Genomic DNA, 24,652 nt, shown 5'->3' on the forward strand with positions numbered 1-24,652 from the left:
TGATGGCAAGGTGCGATTCGCTCTTTTCACGCCCTCATGCCCGCAACGGGAAAATTACGCTTGGAAGGACCACTAATGACCAAGAATCTTCGTATTGGCGCTGCTGGCGTCGCAATGTTCGCCGCACTGGGCATGAGCTCGGCTGCACACGCTGATACCGCCACCGCTGACGCCACCGCAGAAGTGCTCGACGCTCTCGTACTGACCAACGACACTGGTCTCGACTTCGGCACGATGGTTGTGAGCGGCCCGGGCGCCGTCACGATCAACGCAAACGGCACTCTGGTTTGCACCAGCACCAACATCGTTTGCTCGGGCACGACCAGCGTCGCTGGCTTCTCGATCGAAGGTACGGCTGCCAAGGACGTGACCATCAACCTGCCAACCGCTTCGGTTGAGCTGCGTCACCCGAGCTACACTGCTGCTACTGCTGCACAGCACAGCATCGACCTGGGCACTTTCACGTCGACCGCAGACAACGCCACCGGCGCTGAGCTGACCCTCGACGCTGCTGGTGACGGAAGCTTCGACGTTGGTGGCACGATCACCCTCGACGGCGCTGAAGAAGCTGGTGTGTTTGACGGCACCTTCGACGTTTCTGTCGAATATTCCTAAGTTTAGACGGGCTTTCCCTTCGAGGGAGTAGCCAGAGTCTGACATGGTTTGAGCCACGCTCTCCCCCCGGGAGCGTGGCTCGACTGCTTTTTGGAGTCCAAGGGCAAATCCGAGGGTCAGCGATAAGTATCGTTTAATCGTTCTTAACCCTATTTGCTTACCACCCTGCGTGAATACACGCGGGTTGGCGAGAACGGCCTCGACCCCCGCTACAGGGAGTGAACGGGCACATGCCATTCAAAACACTTGCGAATTTTGCCAAAGTTAGTGCGATTGCGCTGGCCATCTCCAGCGCTGCAATCACTGCCACGCCAGCACAGGCCCAAGGCGACCTTCTGGTCGCGCCTACGCGCGTTATCCTCGATGGATCGCGTGGGACCGAAGTGATCCTGAGCAATATTGGCTCAGATGAGGCGACCTACCGAATCGGCCTCGAACTGCGTCGGATGGCGGATAATGGCCGCCTCGTTCCGGTTGAGCGCGTTGATGCGAATGAGGACGAAGAAGCAGCGCTCGGTATGATCCGTTATGCGCCGCGCCGTATCACACTGCCGCCGGGCCAGCCCCAAGCGGTGCGCCTTGCCGCCCGTCCAGGGGCGGATCTCGAAGATGGCGAGTACCGCGTGCACATGTCGTTCAAGGCAATTCCGCGCCCGCGCGAAGTCACCGATCCCGCTGATGCAGGCGAGGGTGTGTCGATCCAGCTCATCCCGATTTATGGTGTGACCATTCCGATCATTGTCCGTCACGGACGCGTTGAAGCCCAGGTGGCTCTGTCTGATCCTGCCCTGATTCAGGGTACTGATGGTCCCGAACTGACGCTTTCGATTAACCGTTCAGGCGACAGCTCCACATACGGCGTCCTGCAGGTAACGAAGCCGGGCATTGACGATCCGCTAATCGTGCTGCGCGGTCTTGCGGTCTATCCCGAGGTTGGTGAGCGCAAAGTCAACATTCGCCTCACGCCCGAACAGGCGGAGGCTCTGCGCGGTCCAGTGCGGATCGAATATCGCGAAATGCCCAATGCCGGCGGCGGTCTGATCGCTGCGATAGACACGGTGGTCCAGTAAGAGCGCGAGGTTAGCGCCCGGACTTCTCACTATGAATACGTTGCGCCATCGAACATTGAGCGCCGCTGCGGGCTTCGCAGCGGCGCTTGGTGCGTTTTCGAGCGCAGCGCCGGCCTATGCTCAAGATACCGGCGGCACGACGCCAGCATCGGCGTCGGTGCCCGCATGGCAGGCCAATGACGATGATTTCCTCTTCCTTCAGCTGGTTATTCAGAATTACAAGCTGACTTACGACGTTCGCGGTTATCAGACCGATCAGGGCATTTGCCTCGATTTGGCTGACGTAGTCCAATCGCTCGACCTGCCGATCCGAATTGACAAAGAGTCGCGCCGCGCAACTGGCTGGTTGTTCGCGGAAGATCAACGTTTCACCCTCGATCGCGACAGTGGAACAGTACAAAACGTGAACACAGGCGGGGCACCTCTGTCCTCCGACATTTATGACACGCCAGAGGGTTGGTGCGTCGACACCGATGCGCTCTCGCGTTGGTTTGGAATCAGTTTCACCCCCGATCTCTACAACGCGATTGTTCGCTTGGAGTCAGACCGCGAATTGCCGTTTATGCAGGCGATTGAGCGCAGAAGTCGCGCGGCGCGACTTCGTACTCGCCCGGCCAGTTTTGACCTCTCGCAATATCCCAACGCCGATATGGAATACAAACCCTGGCGTACACCTTCCCTCGACGTAGTCGCGCAAGCGGGCGCGCGTACGGGCGAGGGTGGCCGCGATGGGCTAGAGGGCCGAGTGGAGCTCTATGCCGCCGGTGAAGCACTGGGGGCGAGCTACTTTGCTCGGATCGCGACCGATGACAGCCTTACTCCGCAAAATGTACGCTTCCGCGCCTACCGCAACGACCCTGAGGGCAATCTGCTGGGGCCGCTAAAGGCGACACAGGTCGCGGTGGGCGATGTAGAGAGCATTCCGGGCCGTCTGATCGCGCAAACCGCGGTCGGACGCGGTGCTTTTGTCAGCAACCGTCCGATCGGCCAGGCCTCGCGCTTCTCGACAACGACATTGCGCGGCACTTTGCCTGCTGGCTGGGACGCTGAACTTTATCGCAACGGCCAGCTGCTCGCTTTCCAAGACGATCGCGGCGATGGGCGCTATGAATTTATCGACGTTGAGCTGTTCTTCGGGCGCAATGAGCTTGAAGTCGTGCTTTACGGCCCTCAGGGGCAGATCCGGCGCGACAAGACTTCGGTTCCGGTTGGCTTCAACCAGATTGAGCCAGGCCAGACATATTATTGGGCGGGGATCGTCCAAGACAATCGTGACCTGTTGGATTTGGGCAATCCGATCCGCGACGGTCCGCAGACCTGGCGCTGGGGTGTCGGGGTCGAGCGTGGGCTTGATCAGAGGACCAGCGCCGCAATCGCCACACAGAGCGTCTTCCTGAATGGCAAGCGCCGCCGCTATGCGGAGGGTGCTGTCATGCGGTCATTTGGCGCAATGCAGGCTGAATTTACAGTCGCCCATGAATTCGGAGCCGGTTCGGCTCTCGAAGCGAATGCGCTTGGGCGTGTGGGACGGTTCAACTTCGGTGCGAATGCGCTGGTTACCTTCGGAAATTTCGCCAGTGAGTTCACTCAGGGTGAGCTGGACTACCGTGCTGGCTTCAATTTCGACACGTCTTTGAGCCTCGGCAAGATATCACTGCCAGTTCAGGGGGTTATTGGGCACTCTAAGCTAAAAGACGGCTCAGAAGTTAACGAATTCTTACTGACGACCTCAATCACCGCAGGCCGCTACGCCATGTCTGCGCAATTGAGCCACCAGGAGCGTTCGGCCGGATCTCTTACCCCTGCGAGCAGCGATACGCGGGTGCGATTGCTCGCCAATGCGCGGTTCAAGGACTTCCGCGTGCGCGGCAATGCAACCTTTGTCGCGTCCGGCCGCGATCCTGGGCTCGAGAGTGCAACCGTCCGCGTCGACACGGATATAGGCGAGGATGGCGAGTTCCAAGGTCAGCTCGCTTACATGGCGCGCGCAGATGAGTTCCGTTTGACTGGTGGCTACACCCATCGGTTCGATGAGTTCTCCCTGCGCGGTGATGCCTTTGTTACCACCCGTGGAGGGGTAGGGGCTGCGGTGCAACTGGCCTTTAGTCTGGGGCCAGACCCGGTCTCTGGCGGTGTGCGTGTCACCAACAACAAGCTCGCGCGCAATGGTCAGGCGGCGGTGACGGTCTTCCGCGATGACAATGGCAACAATCGCCGCGATCCGGGTGAAGCGGTACTTCCTGACGTGATGGTGGAAGCGGGCTTGCGCACCACCGACGCGGTGACGGGCGAGAATGGCCGCGCCATCGTCGATGATCTGCGACCGTTCAGGCCGGTCTTGGTGGGGATTGACGAGAGCTCTCTCGAGGATCCCTTCCTCGCGCCGGCGACCAAAGGCATCGTCCTGACCCCGCGTCCCGGCGTTGTCGCTCAGCTAGAGCTTGCGATCTCACCCACGGGCGAGGTCGAGGGAAGCTTGCGTAGCGTTTCTGGAGTGGAACAACCCGGCGTCAAACTCGAACTGGTGGATGCACGCGGCGCTGTTGCTGCCGAAGCGATCAGCGAGTTTGACGGGTTTTTCCTGTTCCAGCGCGTACCCTATGGCGATTACAGCCTGCGTGTCTCTGAAGATGCAGCGGCGCGGCTGGAGGTCGTGCGCGCTTTGTCACTGAGCGATGGCCGCACGCGTTTCACCCTCGACAGCAATGAAGATGTCGTGCGCTATGGCACAGTCCGTCTCACGCCACGGGAGCGCTCAGGCAGTGACCCGCAAGAGCCGGATGATCCACTGGAAGAAACGCCGACCATTGCTGCCACGCGCCCTGACCTCGTAGGTCCGAGGCTAGGCGACGTGCTCGATGAAACCTTTGGTGATCGCTGAGCGAGCTCAGTTGCCCTTGATGTAGCGCGGGGGTGCGACGGGAGTTGGATCGACTGGGCGCGGTTGCGGATTGGTCGGACGCGGTACGGGCGCCGGAATGACCCGCTCACGCTCAACCGGTACCATTTCTTCCCGCACCGTCTCACGCACGATCACGCGCTGGCGCTGTTCATACTGCACCGGCACATAGACCACCTGCTGTGGCGGTGCGTAAGTGTAGGTGTAAGCGGGCGCATAGCCATAACCGTATGCAGGCGGTGGCGGAGCATAAGCTGGTGCCGGAATAGTCCGTGATGCAATACGCGTGGTCGGAACCGCGCCGGGATAGCCATATTGCGACAGATAACTGTCCAAGGCCGCTTCGCAGTCATAATCACCGCGATCATTGCGGCCACCACCAATCAGATTGCCAAGAAGAACGCCAGCAATGCCACCGGTGCCAACACCAATCAGCGTGCCAGCCAGGCGGTCTCCACTGCCGCCTACGCGGTTGCCGATGATCCCGCCCGTAATTGCGCCGAGAAGACCACCAATGATCCCACCCTTTTCACGACCGCTGTGGCCGTTCGTGCGATCTTCGCACTCCTCAATCCAATCGTTTCGCGAGAAGACTGCGGCCGCGGGCGCATAGCCATAAGCCGGAGCGGGCTGGTAACTGTGACCATAGGTCGCTGGCGCAGGATAGGTGTATTCGACCTCTTGCTCATACTGGACCGGCTGTGAAGGGTAGGGCGTAGTGCGCTCAATCCGGCGGGTGCGCGTGATCGTCTCAACGCCGTCCGCGTCCACACTTGTCTCGGTGTAGTCGGCAACTGCTGGCCCAGTTTGATATTCAGCCGGAAGCGATTCAACGGCCACCTGAGCACTCGCCGCTTGCGGGAGAGCAAGCGCGGCAGCAGCAACACCTGCTAGGGAAAGAGCGGAAATTGGCTTGAGTGTCATGGCTTTAAAGACCCCCTCGGTCGACTGGGCGCGACTCGCAAAGGTGCGAGCCATCGGTTGCGTGTTAGTCTTTTGTTTACCAGTCGCTAACCCAAGCGGCCAAGGGGGACTGAGGAGATGTCTCGTTTCGGGGCGTTTGCGGCCACTTGTCTGAGAAGTCTGCGCCTAGATCCGGTCGGAAAGGAGTGCGGCAAGCGTCTCTATCCCAAGTGCATCCGCATCTGAGAAGCGCGCTTTGCTGGGACTGTCTAGGTCAATCACGGCGATCACCTTACCCTCGCGGATGACTGGAACGACCAGTTCTGATTGGCTTGCCGCATCGCAGGCAATGTGACCGGGGAAAGCGTGAACATCCTCGACCAGCTGGGTCGTGCCTTCTTTCGCCGCTGCACCGCACACGCCGATGCCGAAAGGGATGCGGATGCAGGCCGGACGACCGACAAACGGTCCGAGCACCAATTCCTCGCCACCCTTTTTCGCCTCAGCCACCCGGTAAAAGCCAGCCCAATTGAGATCTGCGATAAACTCGGACAAAAGCGCGGCCACGTTTGCCATATTCGCCACCGCATCGGGTTCGTCAGTGGTCAGGGCATCAGCTGCATCGCACAACTGGCGATAGAGCTCTTGCGGGTCGAGATCGGGATTGGGCTTAAAATCGAACATAGCGGTTTGGTGGAGGCACTCTCATCTTGTCGCGGTCAATCCGCTGACCTAAGTCGCTAACATGGGAATTCTTCGCAAGCTCGCAATCGCTGTTGTCGTCTTTCTGCTCGTCGGAGCAGCGGGACTCTATTATCTCTCTCGCGGGGACACCGCTGAGTTGAGCGTCGACCAAGTGGCTGGGACCGAGCCGGTTTTGGGCGAGCCTGATCCAGAAAGCTTCCCCACGGTACAGATCGCCAAACCGGTCGGTTGGGAAGAAGGCCAAATGCCCGAGGCGGCTGAGGGCCTAACCGTCAATCGCTTCGCTGAAGGGCTGGATCACCCCCGTGTGCTCTATGCCTTGCCTAATGGCGACGTGCTGGTGACGCTCACCCGCGCGCCCGCCAAAGAGGATAGCGACAAGGGTGTGATGGATACGATCCGTGGCTGGGTCGCCGATATGCTTTTTGATGAGGCAGGCGCTGCTGGGGAATCTGCCAACGAAATCGTCCTGTTGCGCGATGCGGATGGCGATGGCGTGGCGGAGGTTAGAGAGGTTCTCCTGACCGAGGGGCTCAATTCGCCTTCAGGTATGAGCTGGCATGATGGCACGCTCTATGTCGCCAATCACAACGCGGTGCTGGCCTGGAGCTACGAACTGGACAGTGACGCGGTGACGGGTGAGCCAACAAAACTGATGGATCTGCCAGCTGGTGGCGGCCACTGGATGCGCAATATGGAGGTTTCTCCCGATGGTGAGCGGCTCTACATCGCTGTCGGCTCAGTCAGCAATATTGGCGAAGCGGGCATGGCGGTCGAAGAGGGCCGCGCGATGATCTGGGAATACACGCTCGAGAGCGGCTCCTATCGTCCCTTTGCTGCCGGACTTCGCAATCCCAATGGTCTCGATTTTAGCCCATGGTCGGGTGAGCTTTGGACGACCGTGAATGAGCGGGACATGCTCGGCTCTGACCTTGTGCCTGATTACCTGACGAATGTGCCGATTGGCGCGCATTACGGTTGGCCGTGGATCTATTACGGCGAGAATGTCGATCGCCGGGTCGAACATCCGCGCCCGCGATTTTTGATCGAATACACCCGCAACCCCGAATTTGCTCTTGGGCCCCATGTCGCGGCCCTTGGTCTGGTCTTCACCGCCGAGGGTCATCTGATGGGAGAGGAGATGGCGAGCGGCGCTTTCATCGCACGCCACGGATCGTGGAATCGCAAGCCGCCTTCGGGATATGACGTGGTCTATGTCGCGTTCAACGAATTTGGAAAGCCGGTTGGGCTGCCCGTCCCCGTCCTCACCGGTTTCCTCAACGAAGATGGCACCACCAAGGGGCGGCCAACTTGGGTTGAGTGGGCGGGAGATGGTTCGCTGCTGGTCTCGGATGACACGGCTGGGATCATCTGGCGCACCTATGCGCCCGATGCAGCGCCCGGTGGCGGGATCGACCGCTTGACCGGCGAGCCTTTGCCTCCGCGCAGTGATCTGGTCGACCCTCGCGCAAGCTTTGAGGCAGACTATCTGCGCCAACAGGCGTCAGAGTAAGGCTTTAGAGCGAAAGTCCCGCGCGTCCTGCCAACTCACAGGCGAACTGATAGGCTGTGCGACCTGATCGGTTGCCGCGCGCAATCGCCCAAGCGAGCGCTTCTTCCTCGTTGAACTCGAGGTTGAGCGGCTCGGCGTAGGCTGAGAGAATGTCGAGATAGGTCTCACGGTCGCAAGGGTGGAAGCCCAGCGTCAGTCCGAACCGATCTGCCAACGCGAGCGCGTTGTCGCGTTCATCACGATCATGCAAAGGCTCGTTTTCTTGGCTCTCTCTTGCGACAATGGCGCGACGGTTAGACGTCACAGCGAGGCGGATATGCGAAGGCCGCGCGACAACCGACCCATCGAGCAGGCTCCTGAGGGCGAGCATGTCCTGCGTCTCGCTCGCGTCAAAGGCGAGATCATCAAAGAACAGCAGAAAAGCGCGGTTGATGGTCGCAAGCTCTGCGATCAGGTCGGGAAAGCTTGAGGCGGCGCCGGCGGCGATTTGCACAAGAGCAAGGCTATTGGGCCTCTCCCTTTGCAGATCCTGCACCGCAGCCCGCACCAGCGCCGACTTTCCCATCCCGCGCGCACCCCAGAGCAGCATATCGTGGGCAGCCGCGCCGCCAGCAAGGCGCGACACGTTTTCGCTAGCAGCCTGTTTCTGGGCATCAATTCCACGCAAAGTGGCAAGGGGAGTGGTGTCCAGCTTCGCAATTGCGCGCGCCTCTCCGCCATGCCAGACATAGGCTGGATGGGCAGTCCAATCGACTTGCTTGGGCGCGGGTGGCGCTAGACGTTCAAGCGCCTCTGCAATTCGCAGGAGAGGGTCTTGTCCCTCACTCACCCAGCGAGCCGATCCGAGGGAAGGGAGTAAAGCAGTTCTGAGCCTGCAATTGCGCTCGCCTTGAGGCCCGACGCCTCCGGTACGATCCGGTCGAGGAAGAAGCGTGCAGATACCGGCTTTGTCTCAGCGAGTGCGGGTGCCTCCCCTGCCGCCACAGCCTGCGCTTGGCGCATCATCTGCCACCCGGCGACTACCACTGCCGCCATGGTGCAGAAGGGCACGCTTCCCGCCAGACGGTCATCGAGGCTCGCCTCGTCACGCATCCAGCGCGCGATCCCGGCACAATCCTGCGCCAGCCCAGCGAGGCCAGCTTCATCCGCAGCTTCACGCGCAATTTCTTCGAACAGGGCAATCATCGCATCGCCCCCCTCTAGCCCCAGCTTGCGGGTCACAAGGTCGGCGGCCTGAATACCGTTGGTGCCTTCGTAGATCGGAGCAATCCGCGCATCGCGCCAATGCTGGGCCGCGCCGGTTTCTTCGACGAAGCCCATCCCGCCATGGACCTGCACGCCGATCCCGGCGACTTCAACGCCGACATCGGTGCCCCAGGCCTTGAGCAGCGGGACGAGGATCTCCGCACGGGTCTTCGCCTCTGCATCGCCAATGGTCCCACGATCCACTTGGCCAGCGCAATAATAGAGCAGCGCCCGCGCGCCCTCTGTCAGCGCCTTCATCCGCCACAGCATCCGGCGGACGTCGGGATGTTCGATAATCGCAACCGGGTTCTTGTCAGGAGAGCCAGCCCGAGCTGATTGCACACGGTCCATCGCATAGGCCATCGCCTGCTGCGTTGCGCGCTCGGCAATTTGCGTGCCTTGGTTGCCGACATTGATCCGCGCATTGTTCATCATCGTGAACATTGCCGCGAGCCCGCGATTTTCTGCGCCCACCAGCTCGCCAATACACTCGTCATTGTCGCCATAGCTCATGACGCAGGTGGGCGACGCGTGAATGCCAAGCTTATGCTCGAGACTGACAGGCCGCAGGTCGTTGTGGGGGCCGAGCGAACCGTCTGCGTTTACATGATACTTTGGCACCACAAACAGTGAGATCCCGCGCGAACCCTCTGGCGCATCAGGCAACCGCGCGAGGACAAGGTGGATGATATTCTCCGCCAGAGTGTGATCGCCCCAAGTGATGTAGATCTTCTGGCCGGCAATCTTGAACTTGCCAGCATGCTCACCCTCTGTGATCGGCTCGGCAGTGGAGCGCAGGGCGCCAACATCGCTGCCCGCGGCCGGTTCGGTTAGGTTCATCGTGCCCGACCACTTTCCGCTAACCAGATTTGGGAGATACATCGCCTGCTGCTGCTCGCTTCCGTGGTGGGCAAGCGCCTCGATCGCGCCGACCGACAGCATCGGCAGCAGCGAGAAGGCCATGTTCGCAGAGCCGAGATTCTCCAGCACGTTGCAAGCGAGAGTGAAGGGCAGGCCCTGTCCGCCGTGGCTCTCAGGGCTCGCAATCGCGTTCCAACCTTGCTCGACATAGCCTTGGTAGGCCTCCGCAAAACCGGCCGGCAGGCGGACAACGCCGTTTTCGAGCTTCGCACCCTCCAGATCGCCCACTCGGTTGAGCGGTGCGAATTCTCCAGCGGCGAATTGCCCGACCCCTTCAACGATTGCTTCGACCAGATCGGCTTCCGCATGGGCGAAAGCTTCGCTTTGGGCTAGCTCTTCGATCCCGGCATTCACGCGGATAGCGAGCAATTGGTCCTGGGTGGGCGGCGTAAAGGGTGTCACGGTGTTCGATCCTCTCTGAGCGCGCAAAGGCGCTTGGCAAGTTGCCCCGTCAGATATAGCGCGCAGGCATGACCGGCAAGAACGTTACGGAACCGCTCACTCCAGACGAGCAGGGAATCGCGCGAGCGGCTGGGGCTCTGCGGAGTGGAGAGCTTGTCGCGGTGCCGACAGAGACGGTCTATGGCCTCGCCGCGCGCGCTGACTGTGCGCAAGCGGTTGCCAAGATATACGCGGCCAAAGGGCGGCCGGATTTCAATCCGCTGATCGTCCATGTGCGCGATCTGGCGCAGGCTGAGACGATTGCAAATTTTGACGAGCGCGCGCGCGATTTGGCCGAGCGATTCTGGCCGGGGCCGCTGACATTGGTTTTACCTTTGAGGCAGGATGCGCCGATTGCGCCTGCTGTTACAGCGGGTTTGGCGACCATTGCTCTGCGTCAACCCGCTCATCGCGTGATGCAGGCAGTGTTGGCGGAGGTCGGACTTCCACTCGCTGCCCCGTCCGCCAATCGCAGCGAGCATATTAGCCCGACGCGGGCCGACCACGTCGCAAGCTCACTCGGCGAGAAATGTCCTTTGATGCTTGATGGAGGAGCTAGCGAAAATGGCCTTGAGTCCACGATTGTGGCGCTGAGGTCCGAGGGTGGATGGTCACTTCTTCGTCCAGGACCGATCACGGCGGAGCAATTGGATGCGGTGCTTGGGCCTTCGCAATCCTCCGAGACTCGGAAGATCGAAGCTCCGGGCCAGTTGGCGCGGCATTATTCGCCCGGCAAGCCGATGCGCTTGGACGCAGACGAAGTTGCGCAAGACGAATTCCTTATCGGGTTTGGAGCGATTGAGGGTGACTGCAATCTGTCGCCCTCAGGCGATCTGAACGAGGCAGCCGCGCGGCTCTACGATTGCTTGCATAAGGCGTCGGCCTCTTCTAAATCCAAGATTGCCGTTGCCACCATCCCTGATGGCGATGTTGGACGAGCAATCAACGACCGATTGCGTAGGGCGGCCGCCAGCTAGCTATTCCGGTCTGGGATAGAGCAGCTCGTCGATTTCATACCGGATTTCGCGCGCTTCTTCGCAGGCACTGCTCTTGCCATCCTCGCAGCGTTCCTCTTGCCGTTCGAGCTCGCGTTGAAGACGGCCTAGGCGCTCTTCCCGCTCACGCATTTCGCGCCCGCGTTGCTCATCGGCTTCCGATTGGCTGGTCGTGGCGAGGTCCACCGCCTTGGCTCCAACACGCACCGGAGCTGTCACGACGTCCGCCGCAGCTCGGACAAGGCAACCCGATAGGGCAAGCGACATGACCAACAGGCCGGCAAGAGAAAAGGCGCGCATGAACCACAGCATGCGCGCCTTTTCCTCAATTGCAAGTCGTGGATTGCCCGAAGGGTGTTTACTCAGCCTCAGTTGCGACAGGCTCTTCCGCCTGCCTGCAGGTGAGCGAGCCCGAACCCGAAGTGTCGCTTGTGCAGGTCGCTGAGCCAGTGACGGTCATTCTCCCTGCGCCGGAGATGTCCGCATCGACGATGCCGTTCGAGAATAGAGCCACGCTGGAAGAGCCGGAAAGATCCGCCTTCACATCGTCCGCCAAAAGCTCACTCATCCGCGCGGAGCTTGAGCCGGACATGTTGATCACAACTCGTTCGATCGCTCCGGCAACCGTGGCAGTGCTTGAACCAGACATATCGAGATCAAGCCGGTCTGCCTTCAAAGTCGCAACAGAGAGCGAGCTCGCCCCAGACATATCGATGTCTGCTTGGCTCGCCATCACCTCGCTTTCAATTCGCGCGCTCCCCGATACGCTCAAAGCGGAGGGAGCAGGCATAGTGATGCGGACGATTGCATTACCATCGCCGTCATAGACCTCCCGGTCCCGCGCGATGCTGAGAGTGCCGCCTGAACGATCAAAGCGCAGCGCATCCTGTGCCTCTTCGTCGCCATCAAGAGTCATGCTGAACGTTTCGCCATCAGTGATGATGACAGTGTCCGACCCGCTGAGAGAAATTTCTTCCGGAGCATCGGCGCTCTGGTCGAACTCGCTAAAGGCGACGCCATCGACATCATCCCAATCGACAGAGAAGGAGCAGCCTGCAAGGCCCACTCCCATCGACAGCGCTGCGATTGGCATGGCGCGTTTAGCCAAAGATGCGATCATGATATCCCTCCACTGAAAATGTGTATTGCCCATGTAATACACCAGCGCGGCGGGTTCAAGCGCGCGATTTTCAGGGCAAACAAAAAGGCCGCCTCGTGCGAGAGGCGGCCTTTTCGAATTTCGACGGTTTGGAACGCGACTTATTTGTCGTCTTCGTCGTTGTCGTAATATTGCGGAGCGTGTTCGCGCAGAACTTCGAGGATCTTTTCCAGAGCAGTCGGCTCGTCAGTTTCTTCCATTGCAGCCAACTCTCGGGCCAGGCGGCTGGAGGCGGCTTCGAAAATTTGCCGCTCGGAATAGCTCTGCTCGGGCTGATCGTCTGGACGGAAGAGGTCGCGGGTCACTTCAGCGATGAGGACGATCTCACCGGAATTGATCTTCGCTTCATATTCCTGCGCACGGCGCGACCACATGGTGCGCTTCACTTTGGGTTTGCCTTTGAGCGTTTCCATCGCCTCTTTGAGGGTCTTGTCGCTGGACAGCTTGCGCATGCCGATTGATTCGACCTTGTTGATGGGAACGCGGAGCGTCATGCGCTCTTTCTCGAACCGAAGAACATAGAGCTCAAGCTGCATGCCAGCGATCTCTTCATTCTGGATTTCGGTCACACGGCCGACACCGTGCTTGGGATAGACAACATAATCACCAACGGTGAAGGCGGTCGCATTGCTTGCCATGCGTAGTCCTTTCTTGTGGCCTCAAAAGCGCATGAAAAACGGACAAAATCCCTTGCGGTCCTTGCGCTTTTCGAGAAAGCCAAGGGCCGTTCGGTTTGTCATCCGATATCGTGCTGCTGTGTGGTGGCCTTCCTAATTATCCGTACCAGCGCAGGTGTGATGTTTCATTCTGACTGCGTGGCTCGCATATTATATAACACAACCGCAACAAAATTGCGAGTCTATGCTTTGGAGTGCTGGCAGGGGTGTGTTGCGGGCGTCCTTGGACCGGATAGCTGAGCCAGTCTTTAGTCGCCTTCGCCGGGCTCCGGGCTGAAGTACTTTTCAAACTTGCCCTTCACATCCTTGTGATCGTCCGCGTCGGCGGGGGGATCTTTTTGGCCAGTGATATTGGGCCACTCGGCGGAGAATTTGGTGTTGAGCTCCAGCCACTTCTCCAGTCCGTCTTCGGTATCAGGCAGGATGGCTTCTGCGGGGCATTCGGGCTCGCACACACCGCAATCGATGCATTCGCTGGGATTGATGACCAGCATGTTCTCACCTTCATAGAAACAGTCGACCGGACACACTTCGACGCAGTCGGTGTATTTGCATTTGATGCAGTCTTCGGTGACGACATAGGTCATGGGCGAGAATCTCGGCAATTGAAGAGGTAAACTAAGCGCGCCTGCTATGGCGATTTCGACCCTTGGGTCAAGCCGGTAGTGTCAATCCGGATGTACAGATTTTCTTTGCGCATAGGTGTCTTAGCCTATGCGGCTCCAAGAGGACGCTGCGTCAGCGGCGCTCAATCGACGCGCAGGCAAGCGCTCTATCCGTGCCACGCAAACCTCGCCCCGAAAGGCGAGCGTGAGGACGTCTCCGACGCCGATATCGTGGCTTACCTTGGTCACGCGCTGGGAATTGAGGCGCATGCGCCCGCTTTCGATCATCGCGCGAGCCATGGAGCGGGTGCGGGCAAAGCGTAAGAAAACCAGCAGCTGATCAAGCCGCATCGTCTCTCTTTGCTCTGCCTGTGCACTCATCCGGTCGGCTCAGCTCCCCAGCAAATCGGCGAGGCCATCAAATGCACCGCGCGCCCGGGCTGGACCGGTATCGACTTTGCGTTCGGGGCGGCGGTTCTGGCCCTTGCCGCGTCCTGGCTTTGCACCCTTGGCGCCCTTAGGTCCTTTGCCCCGCTGCCTATCTGCTTTTTGGCCATCGCCTTTTTGCGGTTTGCGGCGATTGTCGCGCCTTTGTTCACCGCTTCGCTTGGGCCTCCAGAGCCAAGTGTCAGGAGCTGCTGGGCCGAACGCACCCTCGGCCAGAGCCGGCGCGCGCTGCAAACGAAAGCCCGCACTGCCGAGCAGACGTTCCGCATTCTCATCCTCAAGCCCGATAGAGATCGGCAGGGCGAGGTCGATCCGGAAGCGTGTGTTGCGCGCCTTGGGGTCCTTCTCACCGGCTTTGGCGCGCGCTTCAAACGCGGCGCGCACGATTTTCTCGGCCAGATCGACCCGGATGAGCTGTTTGCCCGCGAGCCTGTAGCCGGCAGGGATCGCGCCGCTTTCCGGCACCACGGGTAGCATCGCTTCTTGCAAGGGTCGCGTGTCGAGGCCGAGCTTGTGCAGCAATTGCCGCGGGGCGGGCTTCAACAGGTCCCGCGCAAAGATGTCGAGCGCTCCAAAGGTTACGCCAAGCTTGCGCAGGAAAGGCCGCATTTCCTTGGGTAGATGTTCGAGACCTGCCTTGTCGCGCCCGATCACCCCGCGAGCGTCGATCAGCGTGACAAGCAGGGCGCGCGCCTGGCTCCCGGCCTCAGGGTCGTTCGCGGCCTCCGCCATTTTGCGAAGCGGCGTGAGCGGTTCGAGCTGCCCGGCGAGCCAAGCGCCTAGACCCTCTTCCAGCTTTGTCTTGGCCGCCTCGGGCAAAGCGGAAATTTCGCGTGGGAAGGTAAGGCGTGGGGCTGAGAAATCGTCCGGCACTTCGATGGTTGCAAGCGCACGGCTCATCCAGTGAATCTCGCCCTTCTCGAGCGTAAGATCATCCATCCCGGCGGCGAGCAGCTGATCGACGCGCTGCGACAGGATGCCCGGCAGCGCCTTCTCTCCGGCAGAGAGCAGCATCTTGCGGTCGGCGAGGCCGGTGTCGGGATCGACCGAGAAACGGAATCCATCGAGCCGCCCAATTGTCTCTCCTTCGACGCTGACACGCCCATCGGGCTCCAGCGTTACGGGCAGAGAGCTGCCATCCTGTCCCAAAGACTTCATCAAAATTGCCGTCCTCCGATTGACGAACCGTTCTGTTAGCCGCGCGTGGAGCGCGTCCGATAGTTTTGCCTCGACCGCACGGGCACGCGCCGCCATCTCATCGCGGGCGAGCACCCAGTCGGGCCGTTGGCAGATATAGGCCCAGGATCGGATCGCGGCTATCCTTCCCTGCAATGTGTCGATATCGCCTTGCGTGCGGTCGAGTTCCGCGATGCGCGCCGCCACGAAGTCCGCCCCGATATAGTCGGAACGCAAATCCTGCCACAACCGCGCGACAAAGCGGGCGTGGGGGTCGACTCCCAATTGGCGGAAATCGGGGAGCGAGCAGACCTCCCAGAAACGCCGAACATTGGCCGCACCGCGCACATCTTCCCCCAAAGGCTCACCCGCCAACCGTTTGAGCACGGCGAGGTCGATCGCCTGCGGGGCTGCGCGCAAGGTTTCGTCCTGCGGACGTGCTTCAAGGTCTCCGATCAGTACATCGAGCGTGTCGAAACGCGGCTCAGCCTCACGCCAATACAATTTGGTGAGGGGCGCGAACAGGTGCTCCTCGATTGCGTAGATCTCTTCCTCAGTAAACTCGAGCGGCGCGCCTGTTCGACTGCCTCCTCCCGCAAGCGTCCCGAAGGAACCATCGCGCTGATGCCGCCCCGCGCGGCCTGCGATTTGCGCCATCTCGGCAGGGAAGAGCCTGCGCTTGCGCCGCCCATCGAATTTAGAGAGAGCTGCGAAGGCCACATGGTTGAGATCAAGATTGAGCCCCATGCCAATCGCATCGGTGGCGACGATATAGTCGACCTCTCCATTCTGGAACAGCTCGACTTGCTTGTTGCGGGTCTCGGGAGAAAGTGCGCCCATCACAACGGCCGCGCCCCCTCGGAATCGCCGCAGAGCCTCGGCCATGGCGTAGACCTGCTCGGTCGAGAAGGCGACGACGGCGCTGCGCGGGGGCAGGCGAGAGAGTTTCGCGCTGCCGGCGTGGGTCAGCGTCGAAAAACGGGGCCGTTCGACCATCTCGGCGCGCGGGATCAATTTGCGCACGATCGGCTCAAGCGTCGCAGAGCCGAGGATCATCGTTTCCTCGCGCCCGCGTGCATTCAGCAGCCGGTCGGTGAAGATATGCCCGCGTTCCGGGTCCGCTCCGATCTGCGCTTCGTCGATGGCAACGAAGGCATGACGTCCGTTTGCGCCCGCGCCAAGCCGATCCATCGCCTCTGCGGTGCAGCAGAAATACCGCGCATCCTTGGGCTCAATCCGCTCTTCACCTGTGATGAGAGCAACCTGCGCATCACCCTTGATCGCGCGCACCCGGTCATAGACTTCGCGCGCCAGCAGCCGCAGCGGGAAGCCCATCATGCCCGAGGAATGCGCGCACATCCGCTCAATCGCGAGATGCGTCTTGCCGGTATTGGTTGGCCCAAGCACCGCTTTGACGCGGCCTTCTTCATAGGATCGGTTGGCGTGGGAGGGGATCACAGGGCACACTTTGGCAGGCGCGGCCTGATGGGGCAATTAACTCAAGGGTCGCTCGTCCACAGACATGGTTTGGTCGCGGCTCTCTCTGGGACAGTCACCTTATCGCACTCAGGAGTCGATTGGACGTTTCTTAAGTGGACATTTACCTTGATTGGGCATCGAAAAAAGGCAGAGGGGAAATGGACAAAGGGCCATCCCGCTTTCCGCGGGCCCATGCGCCACTGACAATTGGAAGAGCCAAAAGGTTGGATAACGCACGCGACATCTCTGACGGCGAACCGGATCGCCCAAAGGATTCTGGAGCGGATTCGAGTCCCGATACGCCCGGTGATCCTGTTGAGGGCGGACGCGAACTTGCTCGCGTCGCCTCCAGCCGATGCAGCGATGGGATCGACCATGAGACAGCGCGTGAACTTGCCCCGTACTTCCAAAAGTCAAAGAAACTCGCTGAGCCGTCCGGCACTCAGAAAGCCAAACGTCAGGTTCTCGCCCGAGTGCGCGGCTGGGGTGAACGTTATGACGCATGGCGGTTGAGGACGGGCGAGCGGCTTTCCAGCCTTGATCTGGCTCCTGACCTTGCCGAAGATATTGGCAGTCGCCGTTGGTTTCGGGGTGTGGCGACGATGCTGGTTCTGGGCGCGGTGGCGCTAGCGCTTGTCCCGAGTTTCAGCTCTCTCGAAGCGCGTGCAGCCATGCCCGATGACCCCGCAATCCATGATGAATTGCGCAGTCAGGCGATCATGCCACTGGCACTTGGCGCAGATAGCGGTAGGCGGATGGGCCCGACGCAGGCGGTCACTCCGCTCGAAAACATTCCCGAACGCCCGCAAATTGCGCTGGTGGCGACGCTGGCGGCGGGCGACAGTTTTTCGAGCACTCTGCGGCGCGCGGGCGTCTCGGCGGTCGATATTGGGCGGGTGAGCGCTCTCATCGGCGGCGCTATGCCTTTAGCGGAAATCGATCCAGGCACGCAGTTCGACATCATATTGGGTCGCCGGAGCGGGGAGGGCGCAGAGCGTCCGCTTGATGCGCTCAAATTCCGGGCTCGGTTCGATCTTGAGCTGGAGATTGCGCGGGAGGGTTCCGATGAAGCCACCGGGCAAGGTGGAGCGCTCTCGCTCGCTCGCAACGTGATCCGCGTCGACGACACGCCTTTGCGGGTGCGCGGCAAGGTCGGCACCAGCCTTTACCGCTCGATGCGCGCAGCGGGTGTTCCGGCGAGCGCTGTTCAGGATTATCTGCGTACCCTGGGCGGGCATATGGATATGAACCGCGAAGTCCGCTCTTCCGACGATTTTGACATCATCATCGCCTATCGCCGTGCCGCAACCGGAGAGCGGCAGGCGGGCAAGCTTCTCTATGCCGGGATTGATCGCGGCGGAGAGCCCAAGGTGCAATTGATGCGTTGGGCCGGTGGGGGAGGCGGTGAAGAACGCTTTTACGAAGCCTCTGGCGTGGGCGAGCAACGCCGCGGGCTGATGGCGCCGGTCCCCGGCCCGATTTCCTCGCGCTATGGCATGCGGCGCCACCCAATCCTTGGCTATCGCCGGATGCATGCGGGTGTTGATTACCGTGCGCGGTCGGGCACGCCGATTGTTGCTGTTACAGATGGGCGCGTGCAGTCGGCGGGCCGTGCAGGTGGTTGCGGGCTGACCGTCCGGCTCGACCATGGTGGGGGCCTCGCAACTCGCTACTGCCATATGAGCCGGATGGCCGTGCGCGCCGGGCAAAGCGTCAAACGTGGGCAGGTGATCGGCTATGTCGGATCGACCGGCCTTTCGACGGGGCCGCATCTCCACTACGAAATGTATCGCGGTAATCGCCACATCAACCCGCTGAGCGTCGATTACGTCACCCGCGCGGTTCTTAGTGGGACGGAGCTGCTCGATTTCCGCCGTCAGCTGCTTGAGCTGCGCGAGATTGCGCCGGGCGCAGCGTTGGAGGACCTCGCTCCGCTAGTCGACGAGGTTGAGGAGCCTGAGCGCGAGATTGAGAAGATCGACGCGACCCCGATTGAGCTCTGATCTTCAAGCGCATTGATCAGCGCTCCGAATTCCGGCAAGCCTGCCTCTCATGACCGGAAGCTATCCCAACACCCGCCTACGCCGCACGCGCGCGACCGGCTGGAGCCGCGCGCTCCACCGCGAAACACAGATTACACCTGCGGACCTCATCTGGCCGCTTTTTGTGACTGAAGGAGAGGGAGTTGAGGTACCTATCGCCTCGCTCCCCGGCGTCTCACGCTGGTCGGTCGACGGGATCGTAGCGCGCGCGAATGAGGCGGTGGAGCTGGGCATCCCAGTGGTTGCCCTGTTCCCTAACACACAGCCAGAGCGTCGCTCTGAAGATGGGAAAGAGGCGCACAATCCTGACAATCTGATGTGCCGTGCTATCCGCGCCATCAAGGAAGCGTGCGGCGATGGCATCGGCGTGCTGACCGACGTCGCGCTCGACCCATACACCAGCCATGGGCAGGACGGGCTGCTCGACGAACGTGGATACGTGACCAACGATGCGACCGTCTCGGCGCTTGTCGATCAGGCGATCAATCAGGCCGAAGCGGGTGCGGATATCATCGCCCCTTCGGACATGATGGATGGCCGCATTCACGCGATCCGCATGGCGCTGGAGATGGGCGAGCATCACAACGTCCAGATCATGAGCTATGCCGCCAAATACGCCTCTGCATTCTACGGCCCATTCCGCGATGCCGTCGGGTCGGGCGGATTGCTCAAAGGTGACAAGAAGACATACCAGATGGATCCGGCCAACACGGATGAGGCCCTGCGCGAGGTCGCTCTCGACATCTCTGAAGGCGCGGACAGCGTGATGGTCAAGCCAGGTCTGCCCTATCTCGACATCGTGCGCCGGGTCTCCGACGAGTTCGACGTGCCGACCTTTGCGTACCAAGTGAGCGGCGAATACGCGATGATAGAGGCGGCTGCTGCAGCCGGTGCAGGCGACCGTGAGGCACTGGTGCTCGAAACTCTGATGTCGTTCAAGAGGGCGGGTGCGTCAGGAGTGCTGACCTACCACGCGCCTTTGGCGGCTCGCCTAATGAATGGCTGATTTCCGGCACGAGACGCAGCGGCTGATCCTGCGCGATTGGCGGGAAGAAGACTGGCGCGAATTCTGGCGCACCACCAACACGCCAGCCGTCATGCGCTGGCTGGGCGGAGTGGTGGATGCTGAGGGTCAGGCCAAAGCGCAAGAACGGCTGCTGTCTTATAGGCGCGACCATGGCCACACATTTTGGGCGATTGAACGGAAGTCCGATGACGCGGTGATTGGCTTTTGTGGACTCAAGCGGAGCAATCAGGCGGGTGGTCCGATTGGCATGATGGAGGTCGGCTGGCGCCTGCGCGAAGATGCTTGGGGGAAGGGCTATGCCAAGGAAGCGGCTGCCGCCTCCCTCGACCTGGCCTTTACTCAATTTGATGCGGATGAAGTGATTGCCCTGACGGTTGATGGCAACGCTGCAAGTTGGGGGTTGATGAAGCGGCTGGGGATGCAGCGGCGCGAGGATCTCGACTTTGCCAATGGTGACTTTGATCCAGAAAACCCCGTCATTATCGTCTATTCGCTGGCGAAGACCGATTGGGAGAATGCAAATTGACTGACTTGGACGACATCCAGGCACGGCACCCCGGTGCCAACATCATCTCCATCCACGGCAAGACGCCCAAGATTCATGAGAGCGCCTTTATCGCTCCTGGCTCGACGATCATTGGCGATGTCGAAATTGGAGCGGGCTCTTCGATCTGGTACAATTGTGTGTTGCGTGCTGACGTCTTCACGATCCGCATCGGCGAGCGGACCAATGTGCAAGATGGCAGTGTTCTGCATTGTGACCCGCCGCGACCCGATGATCCTGATGGCTGCCCGCTGGTGATCGGCAACGATGTGCTGATCGGACACATGGCGATGGTCCATGGTTGCACGATTGCGGATCGCGGCTTTGTTGGCCTCGGCGCAATTGTGATGAACAAGGCGGTGATCGGCTCGGACGCGATGCTCGCCGCCGGAGCCATGCTGACCGAGCGCAAGGTGATGGGCGAGCGTGAGCTGTGGGCGGGGCGGCCTGCGAGAAAGCTCAAAGACCTCTCCGACGCCGCGATCATGGGCATGAAAATGGGCACGGCGCACTATGCGGAAAATGCGAAGCACCATGCTAAAGCGGTGATCGAAGCGATGGGAGAGGGATGAGATGACGCTGAATTACATCACACTCGGGTCCAATGATCTGGAAAAGTCGAAAGCCTATTACGGCCCCGTCATGGACGCCTTGGGCGGCAATTTGGAGGCCGATTACGAAGGCATGACCTTCGGCTACAAGCTGCCTGATGGCTTCATGATTTGGGTGACAAAGCCGCAGAATGGCGAAGGGGCTGCATGCGGTAACGGCCATACGGCTGGCCTCTATGCCTCTTCAACCGATGCGGTTGATGCAGCTCATGCAGCCGCGCTTGCCAATGGCGGGAGCGACGAAGGGGCCCCTGGACCGCGCCCGCTTTATGGTCCGGAATTCTACGGCGCCTATGCCCGCGATCCGGACGGCAACAAGATGAGCTTTGTGACCTATGTGAAGGCGGATTCTTAACCCTGCCCTTTGGTCATGTAGGCGAACATGTGCGGGATGAAGTCTGCTTTGCCCAGTTCGACGCCTTTCATCCTCAAAATTGCGTAAGCGATGGAGAGGTGGAAATAGAAGTTGGGTAGAGAGAATTCGCGGATATAGGCCTCGTTCGTCATTGCGAAGTGATACGCGCCGTCGCCAATGGAAAATTCCATTTGCGCCTCCGGATCGGGCAGAGCGCTAGAATCGATGCCTGCGAGCAGCGTATCGGTCGCAGCAATGATCGCCTTGGCTTCATCGAAGCTTGCTGGGCTTTCGTCGCTGGATGTGAAATCCCCCGCGCCGAGCCGCGCCATCGCCTCTCCCGGAATGTTGGCGACAAAGCGGATTTGCGTGCTCAGCGGGTGCATATCTTCGGCAAGCTTTGCGTGGAGCAGTGCCTGCCCTTCGGAATGGGCCTCCGCCTTAGCGATGAGGCCCAGCATCGTTTTTAGGCGTGAGCGATAGGTGGCGATTGTGGTGTCGTAAAAAGTCATGACGCGACCTTAGCCGCTCGCGCCATCGGAGCAACTCAATCCCTGATCAGCGCCCGCAGACTTTCGATCCGGTCCGCTTCATGCACTGGCTTGTCCCAACGGATACGGTGGATGCGCGGAAAGCGCATGGCGAGGCCGGACTTATGACGCTTAGAGGTGTGGACTGAGTCAAAAGCCACCTCGAACACCAGCGTCCGCTCTACCTCGCGCACCGGTCCAAAGCGGTTAAGCGTCGTCTGCCGCACCAGCCTATCGAGCTTTTTCAGCTCCGCATCGGTGAAGCCTGAATAGGCCTTACCGACCGGCAGCAATTCCGCTCCGCCGTCCGGATCGCCGTCCCAACAGCCGAACGTGTAGTCGGAGTAGAAGCTGGAACGTTTGCCTGACCCGCGTTGCGCATACATCAGCACGCAGTCGATCAATAGCGGGTCGCGTTTCCACTTGTACCACAGATGCGCCTTGCGGCCCGCGACATACGGACTGTCGCGGCGCTTGAGCATTAGTCCCTCGATCGCGTCTTCGCGCGCGCTTTCGCGGATGGCGGCGAGCCCGTCGAAATCCTTGGCTTCGACGAGCGCAGATATGTCGAAATGGCTTTCAGGCAGGCGCGGCATCAGCGCTTCCAACCGTGCGCGCCGCGCCTCCCAGCCAAGCTCACGCAGATCCTCGCCCTCGACGATTAGCGCATCGTAGAGACGGACGAAGGCAGGAGCTTCGGCGAGCATTTTCTTGCCCACCGTTTTGCGTCCGAGCCTCTGCTGGAGGGCATTGAAGCTGGCTGCCCCACCACTGTCTCCCCCCTGCACATTCCCGCGCACAAGAAGTTCGCCGTCAAGCACCGCATCCATCGGCAGCACGTCGAGCAATTCCGGAAAGGTCGCGGAGATATCGTCCCCGCTGCGGGAGTAGAGGCGGGTTTGGGGGTCGTCATCCTCCCCCGTCACGCGAACGAGCTGGATGCGAATGCCGTCCCACTTCCACTCAGCCGCATAGTCTTTGAGGTCGACTTTGGCGTCCTCCAGCGGATGCGCGAGCATGAAGGGGCGGAAGCGCGGGCGATTGGTAACGTCCGGAGGATGGCCGCCATCTGCGGCCCAGGCGAACAGTTCGGGGTAGGGCGCTTCGAGAGCGTGCCAATATTCCTCAACCTCCTCAACCGATACGTCGAAGGCCTGTGCGAAGGCGGTCTTCGCAAGCCGCGCGGACACTCCGATCCGCATTCCGCCAGTGGCGAGCTTGATCAGCGCAAAGCGGCCATTGGCATCGAGTTGGTCGAGCAGCTTGGGCAGTTCTTTGGGTGCGGTGTTGCGGTTGAGACTGGCGAGCGTGTCGACGATCTGCGCGACGCTCGGTGGATTATCGGAAATCTCCATTGGCTCAGGCCAAAGGAGGCTCGCAGTCTCCGCTGTGTCACCGACGAAATCGCGGCTCAGCGTCCAAAGCACCGGATCGACCCGATCCTTCATCAGGTTACGCACGGTGGAGCTCTTCACTGCAGGAAAGTCGAGCTCCCCCGTCAACGCCGCCAGCGCCCATCCGCGATCCGGGTCAGGCGTGGCGCGCAGATAGTCCGCGATCAGCGCCAGCTTGCGGTTGCGGCTGGTCGTGTAAACGAGCGTGTCGAGGAGTGTCGCGAAGGCCTTCACTCGTCCTCCTCCTCACGCCCGACCAAGGCCAGTGCCCGCGCGCGGCGTTGGTTTAGCTCACACCAGCGCAGCAGAGCCTCTTCGCGCCCATGGGTGATCCAGGTCTCTGCCGGGTTCACCTCGGCGATCGTCTGGGTCAGCTCATTCCAGTCGGCGTGGTCGGAGATGATGAGGGGCAACTCAACACCGCGTTGACGGGCTCTCCCTCGCACCCGCATCCAGCCGCTGGCCATGGCGGTGACAGGGTTGGGCAAGCGGCGCGACCAGCGGTCGTTCAGCGCGCTGGGTGGCGCAATGATGATAGCGCCTTCCATGTCGCTCTTTTCATGATCGCTGACGAGGCGTAATTCGCCGAGGTCGACGCCGTGCTCCGCATAGAGCCGGCACATCTTCTCCATGGCGCCGTGAAGATAGATCGGGTCTTTGTGCCCCGCCGCGCGCAGCTCTGCGATCACGCGCTGCGCTTTGCCCAGAGCATAGGCGCCGACCAGAACTGAGCCGCCCTCATTGGTTTCGAGCGCCGCAAGCAACTTCGCCATCTCGTCCGCAATCGGGGGATGCGCGAAGACGGGTAGGCCAAAAGTCGCCTCGGTGATGAAGATGTCGCAGGCGCGGGCTTTGAACGGGGTGCAGGTAGGGTCCGCGCGGCGCTTGTAGTCGCCGGTGATGATCACTCGTTCACCCGCATATTCGAGCAGAATCTGAGCGCTCCCCAAAACATGCCCAGCCGGAATAAAGGTTGCGTTGACCCCGCCCTCCAGCTTGATCGTCTCGCCATACGCCACCGGCACCGCGCCTTCGCGTGTGTTGTAGCGCAACTCCATAATCGCGAGCGTCGCAGGGGTCGCAATCGTCTCCCCATGCCCGCCTCGCGCGTGGTCAGCATGGCCGTGGGTAACGAGAGCCTTGGGCACCGCGCGTCCCGGATCAACCCAGCAGTTGGCAGGGACAATGTGAATGCCCCACGGTTCGGGATGGATCCAATTGGCAGAAAGCGCGGCGGCGGTTGTCATGCTCTAAATACGCGAAGGGCGCGAGAAGGTTGCCCAACTCGCGCCCTTTGCT

At 60.7% G+C, this 24,652-nt stretch carries 23 protein-coding genes; 10 read left to right on the forward strand and 13 right to left on the reverse strand.

All coding sequences use genetic code 11. The features are described from left to right. Window positions 1–75: 75 nt before the first annotated feature. From AC0V6X_RS13560 to AC0V6X_RS13570, 3 genes are all read left to right on the forward strand, one after another. Window positions 76–615, forward strand: a complete 540-nt coding sequence (locus tag AC0V6X_RS13560; RefSeq protein ID WP_486185076.1) for a DUF4402 domain-containing protein — start codon at window positions 76–78, stop codon at window positions 613–615. 230 nt (window positions 616–845) lie between these two features. Then, a complete protein-coding gene (locus AC0V6X_RS13565) occupies window positions 846–1,685 on the forward strand; it encodes a fimbrial biogenesis chaperone (RefSeq protein ID WP_486185077.1) in 840 nt (279 codons plus the stop codon). Between the two features lie 55 nt (window positions 1,686–1,740). Then, entirely contained in the window at window positions 1,741–4,566 is a 2,826-nt protein-coding gene (locus AC0V6X_RS13570) for an MSCRAMM family protein (RefSeq protein ID WP_486185078.1), read from the forward strand. A 6-nt stretch (window positions 4,567–4,572) separates the two neighbouring features. On the opposite strand, the gene AC0V6X_RS13575 is transcribed toward AC0V6X_RS13570, so the two are convergent. Continuing rightward, window positions 4,573–5,508 carry a glycine zipper 2TM domain-containing protein gene (locus AC0V6X_RS13575; RefSeq protein WP_486185079.1) on the reverse strand — a complete coding sequence of 312 codons (936 nt, stop codon included), beginning with the start codon at window positions 5,506–5,508 and terminating at the stop codon, window positions 4,573–4,575. Window positions 5,509–5,673: 165 nt separating this feature from the next. Then, window positions 5,674–6,171: a GAF domain-containing protein gene (locus AC0V6X_RS13580; RefSeq protein WP_486185080.1), complete on the reverse strand. Its 498-nt coding sequence runs from the start codon at window positions 6,169–6,171 to the stop codon at window positions 5,674–5,676. A gap of 61 nt (window positions 6,172–6,232) precedes the next feature. Here AC0V6X_RS13580 and AC0V6X_RS13585 point away from each other — a divergent pair, with 61 nt between their 5' ends. Further along, entirely contained in the window at window positions 6,233–7,705 is a 1,473-nt protein-coding gene (locus tag AC0V6X_RS13585) for a PQQ-dependent sugar dehydrogenase (protein WP_486185081.1), read from the forward strand. 4 nt (window positions 7,706–7,709) lie between these two features. On the opposite strand, the gene AC0V6X_RS13590 is transcribed toward AC0V6X_RS13585, so the two are convergent. Then, on the reverse strand, window positions 7,710–8,534 hold the full coding sequence (locus AC0V6X_RS13590) for a DUF815 domain-containing protein (RefSeq protein ID WP_486185082.1): 825 nt from the start codon (window positions 8,532–8,534) through the stop codon (window positions 7,710–7,712). Further along, on the reverse strand, window positions 8,531–10,273 hold the full coding sequence (locus AC0V6X_RS13595; protein WP_486185083.1) for an acyl-CoA dehydrogenase family protein: 1,743 nt from the start codon (window positions 10,271–10,273) through the stop codon (window positions 8,531–8,533). The genes AC0V6X_RS13590 and AC0V6X_RS13595 overlap by 4 nt, the downstream gene beginning before the upstream one ends. Before the next feature lie 68 nt (window positions 10,274–10,341). Here AC0V6X_RS13595 and AC0V6X_RS13600 point away from each other — a divergent pair, with 68 nt between their 5' ends. Beyond that, window positions 10,342–11,289, forward strand: a complete 948-nt coding sequence (locus AC0V6X_RS13600; RefSeq protein ID WP_486185084.1) for an L-threonylcarbamoyladenylate synthase — start codon at window positions 10,342–10,344, stop codon at window positions 11,287–11,289. Here AC0V6X_RS13600 and AC0V6X_RS13605 read toward each other — a convergent pair whose 3' ends face one another. The 6 genes from AC0V6X_RS13605 to AC0V6X_RS13630 all read right to left on the reverse strand — a co-directional run bounded on the left by AC0V6X_RS13605 (window position 11,290) and on the right by AC0V6X_RS13630 (window position 16,829). After that, window positions 11,290–11,619, reverse strand: a complete 330-nt coding sequence (locus tag AC0V6X_RS13605; RefSeq protein WP_486185085.1) for a hypothetical protein — start codon at window positions 11,617–11,619, stop codon at window positions 11,290–11,292. 46 nt (window positions 11,620–11,665) lie between these two features. Next, a complete protein-coding gene (locus tag AC0V6X_RS13610; RefSeq protein WP_486185086.1) occupies window positions 11,666–12,427 on the reverse strand; it encodes a head GIN domain-containing protein in 762 nt (253 codons plus the stop codon). A gap of 140 nt (window positions 12,428–12,567) precedes the next feature. Further along, entirely contained in the window at window positions 12,568–13,104 is a 537-nt protein-coding gene (locus tag AC0V6X_RS13615; protein ID WP_486185087.1) for a CarD family transcriptional regulator, read from the reverse strand. A gap of 287 nt (window positions 13,105–13,391) precedes the next feature. Continuing rightward, window positions 13,392–13,730: a ferredoxin FdxA gene (gene fdxA, locus AC0V6X_RS13620; RefSeq protein ID WP_486185088.1), complete on the reverse strand. Its 339-nt coding sequence runs from the start codon at window positions 13,728–13,730 to the stop codon at window positions 13,392–13,394. A gap of 120 nt (window positions 13,731–13,850) precedes the next feature. Further along, window positions 13,851–14,099, reverse strand: coding sequence for a S4 domain-containing protein (locus AC0V6X_RS13625; protein WP_486185089.1), 249 nt, complete (start codon window positions 14,097–14,099; stop codon window positions 13,851–13,853). A gap of 39 nt (window positions 14,100–14,138) precedes the next feature. Next, window positions 14,139–16,829 (reverse strand): helicase-related protein, encoded by a 2,691-nt coding sequence (locus AC0V6X_RS13630; RefSeq protein WP_486185090.1) that lies wholly within the window; start codon window positions 16,827–16,829, stop codon window positions 14,139–14,141. A 245-nt stretch (window positions 16,830–17,074) separates the two neighbouring features. On the opposite strand from AC0V6X_RS13630, the gene AC0V6X_RS13635 reads away from it, so the two are divergent. Genes AC0V6X_RS13635 through AC0V6X_RS13655 form a run of 5 tightly spaced genes read left to right on the forward strand, consistent with a single transcriptional unit; the run spans window position 17,075 to window position 21,429 of the window. Then, window positions 17,075–18,853, forward strand: coding sequence for a peptidoglycan DD-metalloendopeptidase family protein (locus AC0V6X_RS13635; RefSeq protein ID WP_486185091.1), 1,779 nt, complete (start codon window positions 17,075–17,077; stop codon window positions 18,851–18,853). 49 nt (window positions 18,854–18,902) lie between these two features. Next, window positions 18,903–19,898: a porphobilinogen synthase gene (hemB, locus tag AC0V6X_RS13640; RefSeq protein ID WP_486185092.1), complete on the forward strand. Its 996-nt coding sequence runs from the start codon at window positions 18,903–18,905 to the stop codon at window positions 19,896–19,898. Next, window positions 19,891–20,445 (forward strand): GNAT family N-acetyltransferase, encoded by a 555-nt coding sequence (locus AC0V6X_RS13645; protein WP_486185093.1) that lies wholly within the window; start codon window positions 19,891–19,893, stop codon window positions 20,443–20,445. Before hemB ends, AC0V6X_RS13645 begins: the two co-directional genes overlap by 8 nt. 5 nt (window positions 20,446–20,450) lie before the next feature. Beyond that, on the forward strand, window positions 20,451–21,035 hold the full coding sequence (locus tag AC0V6X_RS13650; protein ID WP_486185588.1) for a gamma carbonic anhydrase family protein: 585 nt from the start codon (window positions 20,451–20,453) through the stop codon (window positions 21,033–21,035). A gap of 1 nt (window position 21,036) precedes the next feature. Continuing rightward, window positions 21,037–21,429 carry a VOC family protein gene (locus tag AC0V6X_RS13655; protein WP_486185094.1) on the forward strand — a complete coding sequence of 131 codons (393 nt, stop codon included), beginning with the start codon at window positions 21,037–21,039 and terminating at the stop codon, window positions 21,427–21,429. On the opposite strand, the gene AC0V6X_RS13660 is transcribed toward AC0V6X_RS13655, so the two are convergent. Genes AC0V6X_RS13660 through AC0V6X_RS13670 form a run of 3 tightly spaced genes read right to left on the reverse strand, consistent with a single transcriptional unit; the run spans window position 21,426 to window position 24,600 of the window. Beyond that, window positions 21,426–21,941, reverse strand: coding sequence for a DUF1993 domain-containing protein (locus tag AC0V6X_RS13660; protein WP_486185095.1), 516 nt, complete (start codon window positions 21,939–21,941; stop codon window positions 21,426–21,428). The genes AC0V6X_RS13655 and AC0V6X_RS13660 overlap by 4 nt on opposite strands. Before the next feature lie 35 nt (window positions 21,942–21,976). After that, window positions 21,977–23,587: a cisplatin damage response ATP-dependent DNA ligase gene (locus tag AC0V6X_RS13665; RefSeq protein WP_486185096.1), complete on the reverse strand. Its 1,611-nt coding sequence runs from the start codon at window positions 23,585–23,587 to the stop codon at window positions 21,977–21,979. Next, a complete protein-coding gene (locus AC0V6X_RS13670) occupies window positions 23,584–24,600 on the reverse strand; it encodes a ligase-associated DNA damage response exonuclease (protein WP_486185097.1) in 1,017 nt (338 codons plus the stop codon). Before AC0V6X_RS13670 ends, AC0V6X_RS13665 begins: the two co-directional genes overlap by 4 nt. Window positions 24,601–24,652: the final 52 nt, after the last annotated feature.

It is taken from the genome of Erythrobacter sp. S267 (assembly GCF_057365045.1).